Annotated in this window: 11 protein-coding genes and 1 pseudogene; all 12 read right to left on the reverse strand. The window is 41.0% G+C overall.

The window, feature by feature from the left end:
* Nucleotides 1–43 precede the first annotated feature (43 nt).
* Nucleotides 44–1,162: a LacI family DNA-binding transcriptional regulator gene (locus HXT51_RS03210; RefSeq protein ID WP_258004217.1), complete on the reverse strand. Its 1,119-nt coding sequence runs from the start codon at nucleotides 1,160–1,162 to the stop codon at nucleotides 44–46.
* A 24-nt stretch (nucleotides 1,163–1,186) separates the two neighbouring features.
* Complete coding sequence (locus HXT51_RS03215; RefSeq protein ID WP_421776809.1) at nucleotides 1,187–2,023, reverse strand: ribonuclease HII; 837 nt, start codon at nucleotides 2,021–2,023, stop codon at nucleotides 1,187–1,189.
* Nucleotides 2,024–2,055: 32 nt separating this feature from the next.
* Nucleotides 2,056–2,826, reverse strand: coding sequence for a signal peptidase I (gene lepB, locus HXT51_RS03220; RefSeq protein WP_421776774.1), 771 nt, complete (start codon nucleotides 2,824–2,826; stop codon nucleotides 2,056–2,058).
* 151 nt (nucleotides 2,827–2,977) lie between these two features.
* The gene (rplS, locus tag HXT51_RS03225) at nucleotides 2,978–3,343 is read right to left on the reverse strand and encodes a 50S ribosomal protein L19 (protein WP_103084577.1); all 366 of its coding nucleotides are present in this window, start codon (nucleotides 3,341–3,343) and stop codon (nucleotides 2,978–2,980) included.
* Between the two features lie 411 nt (nucleotides 3,344–3,754).
* A complete protein-coding gene (locus HXT51_RS03230) occupies nucleotides 3,755–4,498 on the reverse strand; it encodes an energy-coupling factor transporter transmembrane component T family protein (protein ID WP_421776810.1) in 744 nt (247 codons plus the stop codon).
* A 188-nt stretch (nucleotides 4,499–4,686) separates the two neighbouring features.
* Nucleotides 4,687–6,478, reverse strand: a pseudogene (locus tag HXT51_RS03235) (ABC transporter ATP-binding protein); the annotation flags it as partial.
* 67 nt (nucleotides 6,479–6,545) lie between these two features.
* On the reverse strand, nucleotides 6,546–7,145 hold the full coding sequence (locus HXT51_RS03240) for an ECF transporter S component (protein ID WP_103084575.1): 600 nt from the start codon (nucleotides 7,143–7,145) through the stop codon (nucleotides 6,546–6,548).
* A 526-nt stretch (nucleotides 7,146–7,671) separates the two neighbouring features.
* Nucleotides 7,672–8,490: a DeoR/GlpR family DNA-binding transcription regulator gene (locus tag HXT51_RS03245; protein ID WP_103084622.1), complete on the reverse strand. Its 819-nt coding sequence runs from the start codon at nucleotides 8,488–8,490 to the stop codon at nucleotides 7,672–7,674.
* A 324-nt stretch (nucleotides 8,491–8,814) separates the two neighbouring features.
* Nucleotides 8,815–10,002: a quinone-dependent dihydroorotate dehydrogenase gene (locus HXT51_RS03250; protein ID WP_103084621.1), complete on the reverse strand. Its 1,188-nt coding sequence runs from the start codon at nucleotides 10,000–10,002 to the stop codon at nucleotides 8,815–8,817.
* A gap of 311 nt (nucleotides 10,003–10,313) precedes the next feature.
* Nucleotides 10,314–12,662, reverse strand: coding sequence for a transglycosylase domain-containing protein (locus HXT51_RS03255; protein ID WP_103084574.1), 2,349 nt, complete (start codon nucleotides 12,660–12,662; stop codon nucleotides 10,314–10,316).
* 217 nt (nucleotides 12,663–12,879) lie between these two features.
* Nucleotides 12,880–13,305: a 50S ribosomal protein L17 gene (rplQ, locus tag HXT51_RS03260; protein WP_103084573.1), complete on the reverse strand. Its 426-nt coding sequence runs from the start codon at nucleotides 13,303–13,305 to the stop codon at nucleotides 12,880–12,882.
* A gap of 86 nt (nucleotides 13,306–13,391) precedes the next feature.
* On the reverse strand, nucleotides 13,392–14,387 hold the full coding sequence (locus HXT51_RS03265; protein ID WP_103084572.1) for a DNA-directed RNA polymerase subunit alpha: 996 nt from the start codon (nucleotides 14,385–14,387) through the stop codon (nucleotides 13,392–13,394).
* Between the last annotated feature and the right edge of the window lie 25 nt (nucleotides 14,388–14,412).

The raw sequence follows: 14,412 nt of genomic DNA on the forward strand, positions 1-14,412 counted from the left end.
TTTAAAAACACAAATTGCTTGTGCTAACGAGCAATTAAAAACTTTAAACGTGAGATTGACCTAAAGATGATCGCAAAACAACATTTGCTGGATGCAATCCAACGCCATGAGCCATATCTGCAAAAGCAAATTCTGGACCACCATTAATAAGTCTTAATACTTCTCGAACAGCCAAAGCTCCCATTGTTGAAGCATCAATATTTACTGTTGTAAGAGGAGGGAAAAAATCACTCATACCAGGATCGTCCCCAAAACCAACAACACTAACATCCGCAGGCACGCGAAAACCATGCTCATAAAGAGAACGAATTACGCCAATAGCTTGCAAATCACTTGCTGTTACAATCACGCTAGGCAAAGTTAAACCTTCAATACCATATTGTTCAATCACGTGATTTAAGCGCGAATAACTTTCAGAAGACTTCCAAGAAGCACACTGAACAATCCTAGATCTTATACCGTTTGCTTGCGAAATTTTATGCCACGCTGTAAGCCGAGTTGCAGCATCTCTCCACATCAAAGGACCAGCCACATACAATGCATCACGATGTCCTCTAACGTTTATAACGCCAATAACATCTGCCATAGCTCGCCATTGATTAATGCCGATAATAGAAAACTTAGCGTTAGTAGAATTTGAATATTTGTTTAACAAAGCTCTACCCTCGTGAATACTTACAGATCCGTGAGTAGAAGTAACAATAACGCGAGAAATACTTGAACTGATTTTGCACGCCGCAGCAAACATAGCATCTGTTGAAGCTATAACTATAATTCCGTCAACATTTTGCTCTTCAAAACTTTCAACAATAGTGTCAACATCGCTTTGAGTGCAAAGAAGCTCGTTAACCATACTTAAAGAAAGAAAATATCCCCTGGATTTAGACGCAGATTCTATTGAAGAAATCATATCTTTTACGCCTAATATCATAGATTCGCCCACGATTAGGCCTATTGTATGCGATTGACTTGTAACTAATGCGCGAGCAGCATTGCTAGGACGATATCCTAATTCTTTAATCGTATCCATAACTTTTACGCGCGTAGAAGCTGCAACATCAGGAGAATTATTAATAACTCTGGAAACAGTTTGATGACTTACTCCCGCAGCACGAGCCACGTCAAGCATAGAAACGCGCTTGTTATGCGATATTAAAGACATTACTTTTTCACTTTCTTTTTTATCTCACCCAAGATGCCAAGAAATCCTATGCAAATCGCTAGGACCATATTTTGCTATTGCTTGACGGTGCGCTTTAGAACCATAACCTTTGTTATGATCCCAATCGTATAAAGCATACTTTTCTAAGCTAGCGTAATCAACCATCATATGATCTCGAGTAACTTTAGCTATAACAGCTGCCGCAGCTACACTTGCACATTGTCGATCTGCTTTAACTAAAGTTTGAACATCAATTGAAATAGGTAAAATCGGAGCGTCAAAAGTATTAGAAACTTTGCTTATGTAATCATATGGGCCGTCTAAAATAGCAGCCATTTTTATATTTTTTATATTTTTTGTATTTTTACTTGAAGATTTAATATCAGAATTATTATTGCTAAAAGTCGTTATTAGATTTTCTTGAGCGCTACTTATAGCTCTTAACGCGGCAATCCCCAAGGCATATTCAATACCCCAATCATCAATATCGTGATTCGTACAAGAGCCAACAGCATAAGCGCTGCACCATTTTTTAAGAGGATTATATAAAGCCTCACGCTTACGCTCTGTAAGAAGCTTGGAATCAGCCAAACCAGCAGGAATATTATCTTCTGTCTCTTTTACATATTCTGCATCTTCTGCATCTTCGGTATCTTCGGCATCTTCTAAACAATCAACCGAAGTCTTAGAGCTTGAATCCTCACAAGCACTAGGCACAACTTGTTTAAAGCCGATTATTGCAGCTCCAACCATAACCGGCCCAGCCAAGGAACCGCGGCCGACTTCATCGAGTCCTACAACCCAATCATAGCCATTTTTAAGTAGATTTCTTTCGTATTTTAATGAAGGAATTAAAGGGATCGAAGACATATTATTTATCGTTATTGGTCTAATCACTTTGCCGGTTCCGGAACTTTATCAAAAGCATCATGATGAGAATCTAATAGCCCAATTCGATTAATCGGCCAAAAACGCATAAAAGCAACACCTTCAATTTTCGAAATAGGCACTAAACCATCGTCACCATCGTTACGATGATATCTAGAATCAGCAGAATTAGCGCGATTATCCCCTAAAACAAATACATGACCAGGCTTAACTTTTACCTTAAACGGGAAGGAACTTGGCTCAACACCAGGACGAATATACGAAGATTCAAGAACTTCTACACCATTTACTGTAATCGGAGCACCAGCACCCTTGCACTCAACAACATCCCCAGGCAAACCAATTAAACGCTTAATAAGATTTTTACCTGAAAGAAGGCTAGTTTTAACGCTTGGATCACCACTCAACCAATTCGCAGGATCCTCAAAAACAACAATGTCTCCGCGATGCAAAGGGAAAATTTTAGGAGTCATTTTAGTTGTAATCACATTATCGCCGATGTGAATAGTATCAAGCATTGACCCGGATGGTATAGTATACGCGCCTAAAATAAATATGCGTATAAGAATCATCACAATAACTGGCGTGCAATACCATAAAAGTATATCTCGCCATGAAGTTTTTTTAGAAGATTTCGAAGCCTTAGCATGCCTGCCGATACGCGAATTATTATCTGACAAAAGAGCGTCATCAGCAGGAACAGGAGAAGGATCTATACCATGCCCTGCAACTGTAACGATATGATTATCACTTTTGATCGTGTTGTCAGCAGCCATATAAATCCTTTGATAAATTAACCCTGCACTTTTTACAAGTTATAAACTCAATATCAAATTGTAAATCAACGTTTACTGCCAAATCACGCAATCATAAATAAATTAAATTACGCGAATCACAGTAAACGTTGACTAAACAAAATAACGGTGCTTACTTAGCAGAGTTATCGCGACGCTCAGCAATACGAGCAGCCTTACCACGCAAAGCGCGCAAGTAGTAAAGCTTAGCGCGACGAACGCGACCGCTACGAACCAGCTTGATTGAATCAATAGCTGGGGAATGGAGTGGGAAGCGACGCTCAACACCAGTGCCGAAGCTCACCTTACGAACTACGAAAGTTTCACGCACGCCAGCACCCTTACGAGCGATAACAACGCCGGTAAAGGTCTGAATACGAGAGTTATTACCTTCCTGAATCTTCACGTTGACATCAACGGTGTCACCAGGACGGAAAGCTGGGATTTCCTCAGCAGACTTAAGATGCTTAGCATCAAATGCTTCTACAGCATTCACCATGATAATTCCTCCTCGCCGCCGCATATCGACGTAAGCTACATCAAAGTAAATTAGTATAAAAAGCAAATTAGTATAATTTCAACTTTTTAAACTTACTTTGAATAATCTTTCCCAAAAAGTTTGCTTTTCAGGGCTTCCATCCGCCAAATCTTAATAAAGCTGGCTAGACTAATGACAAGAAAACTATGCGGCATTTTCTTATCGAAAGCATACAAGTTATAAATTTATGCATAATAATGGACATTTTTGCGGCGTATAAATACGTAAAAACGTAGTATTCTAGCGGATAATACGCTTATATTACGCATATAATACTTGGAAAATGCGCGGACAAATACACGAACAATACGCAGACAATACACGGACAATACACGGACAATACGTTTATCGCAGATGCAATAAAATATCGCTTTAATTATATCCACCTAAGAAAGCAAACGATCCAGTATATATAGCTACGGATAATGCAACCAAAGGAATAATTAAGCTAACAACTAGCAAAATCCAATCGCAAGCTTTTACTTTACTAATTCGAGCGTGAGATCTTGGAGTAGAGCCGCCAAATCCCCTAGCTTCCATAGCTACAGCCAAAGTAGTGGAACGGCGAATTGACAAAACAAGCAGAGCAAACATTTGAGGGAAAAATGCCTTTAACTTATTTCCATCGCCAATACCACGAGATCGTCTGGAAGCACCTAAAGCTCGCCAATCATCTTTCAAAACGTTAAACATTCTAATTCCAGCCAATCCGCCGTATACAAAGCGATCCGGCAAATGCAATATTTGACTAAAAGCATCTGCTAAATCAGTGGCATCTATGCCTATAACTGTTACAATCGACGGAATTCCAATAGCCAAAATCCTTAAAAATGTAGCTACTGCTAAAGATGCAGACCTATCTGTGACATGAATCATGCCCCACTCGAACCACGTACTTCCGCCTGATTTACCGTAAAGAAATATTGTAATAGCAGAGGTTGGAGCGCCTATCCAAACAGGCCAAGATAAATAGATAACTTTCCAAGGCGGAATTTTTATACAAGCCAAGATAATGAATTCTATTGCGAGCGCCACAGACGCTGAAAGAGAATCCAAAGTAAACAATAACGGAATTGAACACAGGAATGCACTAAACATGCGATAAACAGGATTCATGTAAGCAAGAACAGGAGAACAGCTTGATTTCCTTGGATCTTCAGAGCGTAAATTGACATTGCTTACAGAAATTCTAGACGCAGAAGAGCTACTATCTGTAGAAGAATTATCAGCAGAAGTGCTACTATCAGCAAAAGGCTTGTTAGTAGCACAAGACTTGCTATCCGCAGAATCATTACTATCCGCATGCAATTCAATTACACGCGCGTTTAAAGCTTCTACTAATTCTTCATCGTGAGTCACAACAATAATGCAAACGCCATCTTTATTAAGACTTTCGATTAAACGAATAATCTGCATCCAAGTCTTGCGATCCTGACCAAAAGTTGGCTCATCTAAAATAATCACACTAGGAGCTGCAGCCAAAGAAGCAGCAACCGTAAGCCTACGCTTTTCACCGCCGGAAAGAGTATAAGGATTCGAATTTGCATACTTAAACAATCGGAATCTTTTAAGCAAAGACTCTGCTTTAGCGCGAGCATCCTCAGCACTCATACCCGTACGCAAAGGCCCAAGCATTACTTCTTGCAAAACAGTTGCGCACGCAAATTGATGCTCAGGATTTTGGAAAACATACGAAATACGCTTGGCTAGTTCAGACGATTTCCATTTAATAGGATTCGTCCCACGAGCACCGTTTGAAAGCTCCTCACTTGCAACCACTTCCCCACTTACTGCCGGCAAAAGACCTGCTAAAGTAAGAGAAAGCGTTGATTTTCCAGCTCCATTAGCGCCGACTAAAGCTGTAATCTGTCCAGACTTAAATTCCAAGTTAATGTGCTCGGCAATAGGCTTATCTGTATGACTTATAGACAAATCTTTAGTTGAAAGTATTACTTTTCCAACGCTATTAGATGAATTATTATTCGATTTATAAGAGCTATTATGCGATTTTTTATATTTACTAGGAAGCCAGATTCCGAGATCCTCAAAGTCTAAATCAGTGCGAGTAAAAACTTCATCAGGAGAGCCATCCGCTACTATAACCGTTCTAGCAGAAGACGCGCGCGCAATATCATCATCGTGAACTTCTTCCAAAGATTCTGAGTCCGAGTTTGAATTTGAGTTTGAGTTTGATTCTGAACTTGAGATTGCAGATGAGTCTGATTTATCAATATCGTTGTTATCTAAACCTAAAACCACTACTCTATCAATCATGTCAATCCACGGCTCAGCGTGATGCTCAACAAGTACCATAGTTGCGTTGGTTGAGTCTAAGATATTTTTAACAGCCTTAACAACCTGATTTACTCCGTTCGGATCCAAATTCGCAGTAGGCTCATCTAAAAGCAAAACACGTGGCTCCATCGCCAAAGCTCCAGCCAAAGCCAATCTTTGCAACTGGCCACCGCTTAAATGTGATGTTGAACGATGCAATTGCAATCCATCAAGCCCAACTTCTTTAATGCTTTTTTCTACGCGCTGCCAAATCTGCTCGCGCGGAATATTCATATTTTCCGGTCCAAAAGCAACGTTATCGCCTAAACGTTGGAAAATTGCTTGCGCATCAGGATCTTGTAATACTAATCCAACTTTTCCTCTAGCTTGACGAACAGGAATATCGTCAACGTACACACAGCCTTCGCTTATTCCACCGTCTTCATCTTCTATTGAAACTGATGAATCCGATTCATCAGAAGATCCCGTCTGCTTAGAAGAATCCGATTTATTAGAAGAATCTGATTTATTAGAATTATCCGACTGTTTATTTTGAGATTCAATAATACTGCTGCCTATAATTCCAGCAGCACCTTCAAGAATGGTGGATTTTCCTATGCCTGACGCTCCCAGAAGCAGAACTCTTTGACCCGCTTCAATAGTGAGATTCAACCCGCGCACAGCAAAATGTTTGCGAGTAGCATGACGATAACCCCAATTATCGAAACGGAGACTAGCATTACAAGAATCCGACGGAAGGAATGTTTCGGAATTCTTAGTATTTTCTTCTATTAGAACTTGCTTTTGAAAGTCATCAGGCATAGTAAATCCTTTATGGCAATGATGCGTAGTTTATTTAATATATGGACTTATTAAATATATGGATTTGTTAACGTCCCGATGCAAAAGAACTTAATGCACCCGTTTTACGTATACCCTTATACAAGAACCACATAAGAATACCTGCAAACACAGCTCCGGAAATAAAACTTGTAGTAAAGAGTACAATTCCGTATTTTCCGAATAAACCAACACCTTGCAAATGATTAAAAACGGAGTTCACCCAAGTTCCAATACCAGAAAAACCTCCAGCAAGAGCCGTATACCAGATATTCCAACGCTTATACAGAAGTATTAGGAATATTATTTCTGCACCAATTCCCTGAATCATTGAAACAATAAATGTATGTGGAAGGCCCCAAATATTACCCATGAGACCTTCGATAACACCAGCAAGCAATTCAGTATAAAGAGCTGCTCCAGGCTTGCGAATTATGATTGCAGCCAATGGGCCTGCAAAAAGCCATAATCCGTTAATCAAACCAGCCAATCCAGGTACTAGAGACTGAAGAAAATCCCAAGGTGCCGTGCAAAAAGCTGAAACAACCCAATAAATTACAGCAGATACAACAGCTATTACAGAAGCTACTGAAATATCAATAACTCGCCATCTTAAATGAGATTTTGGTTTAGCAATATTATTTGACATAAATTGTGCCTTTCAAACTTGATTGCGATTTAATTGTTTAAAACGCAATTTTTGATATTTAGGCACGGGAAAACAGACCTCCGTGCGCCAGCATTATCTGGATTCACGTTCAAGCGGTTTCTCTCAGCTTTGTTCACACAAAGCACCCGTGTCGCAAGAATGAGTGTACTTCATTTCTTTGACCATATTTAAAAGTATTAGGATGCAATTTTCGGTATTTTGAGTATTTTTAACAATATTTGAGAAAACAAAAGATAACATTATAAAAGCTTATTTTAAGAAAAATAAACATAAAATATACGCAAAATATACCTAAAATATGCATATTTCTAACAAACTTGAACATATTTAAAAGATAATTAACAAATAATTACCAATAATTAACACACGAATATTGTTAGAAATAGCGCAATCCTACTAAAAAATAAGCGTTACAAATGAGATGTATATCACATTAGCAACGCTTTAATAGACTTTGATAATACTTAACCAAAGCCTAATACTCTAAAAATTAAGTGAAACTGTATTACATACCTATAGAAATCGAATGATTATCAACAGTTTCACTAGTAGGTGCAAGTATCAAATCCTTCACCAACTCACGCGTTCGAAGCTGCGCATTTGGCTCTAATCTATCATCAGTTATAACCATATCGACTTGATCAAATCGAGCGAAAAGCGAAAGCGAAGTACACCTCCACTTAGTGTGATCAGTTAATATAATCGTACGATCCGCAATTTCCATCAAAGCCATATCAGTAGCAGCTTCAAGAGAATTTGGCATAAGGAATCCGCGCGGAAGCGAAACTGAATGAGTTCCCAAAAACACAGTGTTCACTCTCAAAGATGAAACAACTTTATCTGCAATAGGTCCAACCAATGAATTAGAGCGAGTAATCACACCGCCAGTAACAATAACTTCAACATCCTTAGACTCCAAAGCTTGCACAAGTTCAGCAACAGGAATCGAATTTGTCAAAATCGTAATGCCAGAAGCCTGACGCGACTCTAATAAATGCTGAGCAAACACATAAGCAGTAGTACCACCGCCAATAGCAATAACATCGCCAGGCTGCACATAACCAACTGCCTTACGAGCAATGGCATCTTTCAGACCAATATCCATCTGTGATTTAACAGAAAACAGCGGCTCACTTAACAAAGTATTAGTCGTAACAGCGCCGCCATGAACACGCTTAAGTAAACCTTTATCCGACAACTCGCCTATATCTCGGCGAATAGTCATAGCAGATACTGCCAATTCCTTAGACAATGCAGTAATACGAACTGCGCCTCTTGTACGAAGTCTACTAAGAATTAATTGCTGACGCTGTGAAGAAATCATACGAACATTATCGCACACATATACGCAAAAAACAAACGCGATTGAGCGTTTATCTGTGCGCAACGCAATGCAGCGAACAAATAAAAGCAAAATCAACTATTCTTGAGCGCAAAGCGCACAAAATCGAACTCAAAAAACGCAGCTAAAAGCGCACTAAAAGTACAACTAAAAGTACAAAAACTCAATTAAAAAAGAAACACGACTAAAAGCGCGACTAAACTCAACTAAACTCAATTAAAAAAGCCTGGCTTATAAGAAACCAGGCTCTAAAAAATTTAGCTTACTAAAGACTTAATAAATACTTACTAAATCCTTGCTAAAGACTTAAGCATCAATTCCGACAGCGTCAGAAACATGCTCAAAACCATCAGCCTTCAACAATCTAGCTAATCCTCGCTTCAAAACACTAATTTGCTGAGGTCCTCTATACATAAGAGAAGAAATAAACATAACTAAATCAGATCCAGCGCGAATCTTCTCATACGCTTGACGAGGAGTGAAAACTCCACCAGCTCCAGCAATAACAAAACGATCGCCAAAAGCAGCACGCGTTCTACGAATCAACTCATTACTTGCTTTATAAGTAGGGCCGCCAGAAAGTCCACCAGGCAAATCAGCAGGAATATTCAAACCAGCGCGATTCTTGCACAAATTAGCAATAGTAACACCGTCAACCTTATGCTCAGCAAGAACATCAAGAAGCGATTTAAACTGATCCCAACCGCCAGGCACGTTCAAAGGCATCTTAACCAAAGTTGGCTGAGGGCGATCCACCTTATCTAGCACTGTAAAAAGCTTATCCAATGCTTCAGGCTTGGTAAAAGGCTCACCAGCGCACGTGTTCGGGCAAGAAATATTCACCTCAATCATAGAAGTACGCCCAGCAGCACGCTCAAGCGATATACGATAATCTTCAATGCCTTCGTCTAAATCGCCAACTAAATCATCATTCGTGCGAGCAATAGACACAGAAATATTCATACGAGAACGAGTCCAAGCCTTTTCAGCGCGAGCAACAACAGCCTCACTGCCATCGTTATCTAAACCAGCGTGAACCAAAATAGAATCATATTCAGGGAAACGATGATACCAAGGCTTTGAATTACCAGCACAAGGGCGAGAAGTAGTAGATCCGACTGTTTCAAATCCGAAACCTGCATTGTCAAGAACAACAGTCAAATCGCAATTCTTATCCAAACCAGCACTCAAGCCAAAAGGATTGTCAAAATCTAATCCCATAACATTTGTTTCCAAAACAGGATCCGTATAATCCAAAGTTGAACGCAAAAGCCACATAAGCAAAGGATTGTCAGAAAAAGCTTTGCACAAAACCAACATGCGCTCATGAGCTTCGTCAGGCGGAACATTGAAAACCATATGTGGCTTAATAATATGCTTATAGGAGAAGGTTAGAAGATCAGTTGCAGCCATATTTATATTGTTTCTTAAAGGATTATTTGAAACATAGGACTGCGAAGACTTGCTAACTTTCTTAGATCCCGAAGATTTCATGTTTTTGGTAGCACAATCTGATTTAGAACAATCGGACTTAGCTAAAGAACAAGATTTGCCGGAAGCACAATCCTTTTTCGATTCGTTATTTGATTCGTTATTCGATTCGTTATTCGATTCCTTCAATTTTTCAAGCTCCTTAAACTTATGGATTAAGCAGACCCCATGAATGACACAAATACTATAAATGCCATAAACGGAATCTGCTAATCTCTTTTACTTTATATTTTTACTTTATATTTTTACTACTCAACTTCGCTGATTTCACAACGATTAGCAATTGACCTAACAATTACCGACTTTCAGCATCACTACTGATTGTCACCATCGTTGCCATCATCAGTACCGCCGGTACCGCCGGTACCACCTGTACCGCCTGTACCAGCATTAGTTTGATCTCCAGCTTGAGAACCACTTTGTGAACCATGCTGTTCACGAGCAGCCTCACGTTGAGCATCAGAATCACGATTACGCTGTTCCGCAGCGTCTGAATTACGCTTCAAATCTGACGGCATAGGGCCACCCCTTAAGAAATCAGGATCCGGCTTACCGTAATCATTATCTTTAGGGAGCTTCGCAGCATCAGAATAAGTATCCATGAAGTACTTCCAAGCTGGTGCAGCAATAAACACACCAAACCAAGTGCCTCTTCTAACGCCATTAATCATGGCACCGTTAAAAGTCTTAGGATGCTCAGCATTGCCGACTGCCACAAATGCTGCAACTTGATTAGGTATAAATCCACCCGTAAGCATGTAAGTATCTTCGTTAGTACCAGTCTTAGCAAAAGTCTTACGGCCACCTTCAAGCTGAGCAACTCTTGCGACACCAGTTGGCTGAACAACACCTTGATTCATAGCATAAGCAACAGTTTGCGCAACCTTCTTAGGAATAGCTTGATGGCAGTGAGCGCTAGGAACACGCAAGCGCTTTCCATTTTTATCTATTACTCGCTTAATAGCAATAGGATCGCATTGCACGCCATCAGCGCCAATAGTCGCATAAACATTTGCCATACTCAAAGGCGATCCCTGCACAGCACCAATCATCATAGGAGGGTTCAAAGAATTCTTAGAGAAAATATCTTCCTGACCTAAAGGAGAATTATGATAACCCAAAGTTCTTGCAGCTTCAGCAACAGCACACAACTTAATCTGCGAACCCATAGAAGCCTGAATAGTGTTATGAGAATGCACAAGACCCATTAACGGCGTTTCAGGGCTAACAGTACCACCGCCAGAATTCTGAACAGGCCATTTACCTAAACCGTGATACCTAGCGCACGAAAAATCATCGTTATTATACAAAGTAGAAGTACGCAAAGGCTGATTGATCGACTTTCCAGCTAAAAGCCAAGCAACCATGTTAATAGGCTTCCAAGTAGAACCAACTTGCCAACCTAAACCGCCACCATCGCGCTCATCAACCGCATAATTGATAGCGGTGTGAGTAGGATCAAGCCTTGCAGCATCCGTAGCATCATAAATACGATTGCTACCAAATCCCAAAACTTCACCAGTTCCAGGTTTAATAGCAGCAATAGAAACCTCAAAACCGCTGCTATCGTTCACAGGAATAGTTTTACGCGCAGTTTTCATTGCAGCGTCATTAGCATGAATATCCATTGTGGAATAAATATCCAAGCCACCTTCATTAAGCAACTTTTGACGAGCCATCACACTGCTGCCAAATTCGCGAGAATTAAGGATTTTCTTAGTAACATAATCGCAGAAGAATGCTGCATCCCCAGCTGCTTGACATCCAACATGCGATATATTTCTTTGAATATTTAAAGTATCTTTAACAGGAATAGCAGAAGCTTTATCGTGTTCAGCTTTAGAAATAAAGCCTTGACGTAACATCAAATCCAAAACAGTATTTCGCTGAATTTGCGAGTCCTTCAAATTACTTTCAATAGAAGGATCATACCTAGCAGGATTCTTAGTAATAGCCGCGATAGTTGCAGACTGAACTAAATCAAGTTTCTCAGCTGTAGTGTTGAAATATCGCTTAGCTGCCATTTCAACGCCATACAAATTATTGCTTCCAAACTGCGCGATATTCAAATAGCCTTGAAGAATCTCTAACTTTGAATACTTCTTTTCCATTTGAATTGCTATAAGCATCTCACGAAGCTTACGCGCAATCGTGCCTTCTGAAGCATGGTATTCAGCAATAGGATCGTTATCGTCACGAGCCTTAATCATCAGAACATTCTTCACATACTGCTGTGTAAGCGAAGAACCACCCTGCATACTTCCATGCTTAATAAATGTTTGCACAAAAGCTCGCATAACGCCTTGCACGTCAACGCCTGAATGCTCAAAGAAGCGACGATCTTCTCGAGCTACCATTGCTCGCTGCATGTATTGGGAAATCTTGCGAAGAGGAACAACAGTACGATTTTGAGCGTAGAACGTAGCTATAACTGTTTTTCCATCAGACGCAAAAATACGCGATTTCTGAGGTAAAGCAGTGACGTCAAAATCTATGCCGTCAACACGAAGCGAAGGAACAACAGATTTCACAACACTATTTACGCTCATAACGCTTGGCACAAACAATATGCTTAGTGCACCACCGCCACAAAAGCACAATAAAACATAAGTAAGAAATAGTGCTAATACGCGATGCATAGTAAGTGAATTCTTTTTAGGCATGCGTACTATTCTAAAGGTTTGCCTCTACTTGAGAAACGTTAAGGAAATATTCATGATTTCTCTGGCTAGAAATTAGTTAAATCCTATTAAACAAAAACGAGCCAGGAAAATTCCTGACTCGTTTAAGTAAACTTACAAGGTAATCATAAAACTTATAAACAAATCATGTTAACAATCGCATTAACGAATCGCATATAAGTCTTACTGCACCCCAGGCTTACTCAGCCTCAGTAGCTACCTTTGTTGCAGCTTCAGCTTCTTTAACGACTGCCTGCTTTGGGCTTACTGGCTCAGCAACAAGCTCGATAATAGCCTGTGGAGCAGTATCACCACGGCGAGGAGCGATCTTCACGATGCGGGTGTAACCGCCTTCGCGCTGCTCCATCTGCTCAGCAATCGAAGTGAAGAGATTGTGAACCACGGACTTGTCGCGGATCACGCGCAACACGCGACGACGTGAATGCAAATCGCCACGCTTAGCGAATGTGACCAAACGCTCAGCAAGTGGACGAAGACGCTTTGCCTTTGGCAGAGTCGTCACAATACGACCGTGCTGGAAAAGGCTGGTCGCCATGTTGGCCAGCATCAGGCGCTCATGCGCTGGGCTTGAAGCCAGACGAGGGCCTTGTTTCGGTGTAGGCATTGTTACTCCTTATTGTCGCAATTGTCGCATCATTCAGGTGGGCATCAACCCGAACATCCGAATGTTACGGCACTTGCAGTGCTACTTTACTCGTCTTCAGGCGAGAAGAAAGTACCACCTTCGAGATTATTGGCGTCAAAGCCAAGCGGTGAAGCCTTCAATGACAATCCCATGGACTGCAACTTTTCTTTCACTTCATCGATGGATTTCATGCCGAAATTACGAATATCGAGCAAATCCTGCTCAGTGTGAACTACTAATTCACCGACTGTATGAATACCCTCACGCTTCAAGCAATTGTAGCTACGCTGCGTAAGATTCATTTGCTCAATCGGTATAGCCATTTGGGAATTAGATTCCTCCATGGCAGGAGCTGGACCAACCTCCACACCTTCGGCCTGAAGATTAAGCTCACGGCAAAGACCGAAAAGCTCAACCAAAGTCGAACCTGCTGATGCAACTGCATCACGTGGAGAGATAGCCGGCTTAGTTTCCACATCCAGGATGAGCTTATCGAAGTCCGTGCGCTGTTCCACGCGGGTAGCTTCGACCTTATAGCTCACCTTTAATACTGGCGAGTAGATCGAATCCACAGGAATGCGGCCGATTTCGCTGTTCTCCTGCTTGTTCATCTGAGCTGGCACATAGCCACGGCCACGCTCAACAGTGAACTCAATTTCGAGCTCGCCATCTTCTGCGAGAGTAGCAATATGCATCTCAGGATTGGCAATAGTCACACCAGCCGGAGGAGTAATATCTCCAGCAGTTGCTTCACCTTTGCCGTTCTTTCGAAGATACATCACTACAGGTTCGTCATACTCACTTGTGAGCACAATACCTTTGATGTTCAGCAGGATTTCAGTGACATCCTCTTCAACACCTGGCAGAGTCGTAAATTCGTGAAGAGCACCAGAAATACGCACCGATGTAACGGCGGCTCCTGGAATAGAACTCAACAAAGTACGACGGAGCGAATTGCCGAGCGTGTAGCCGAAACCTGGCTCCAACGGCTCAATAGTAAAGCGAGAACGCTGGGGATTCAGTGATTCCTCGGTAAGTGTCGGACGCTGTGCGATAAGCACTTTGGTATCCTTTCAGCTTCTGGTC

Origin of the sequence: Gardnerella sp. KA00255 (assembly GCF_049244095.1) — a bacterium.
GTDB classification, from domain to species: domain Bacteria; phylum Actinomycetota; class Actinomycetes; order Actinomycetales; family Bifidobacteriaceae; genus Bifidobacterium; species Bifidobacterium vaginale_F.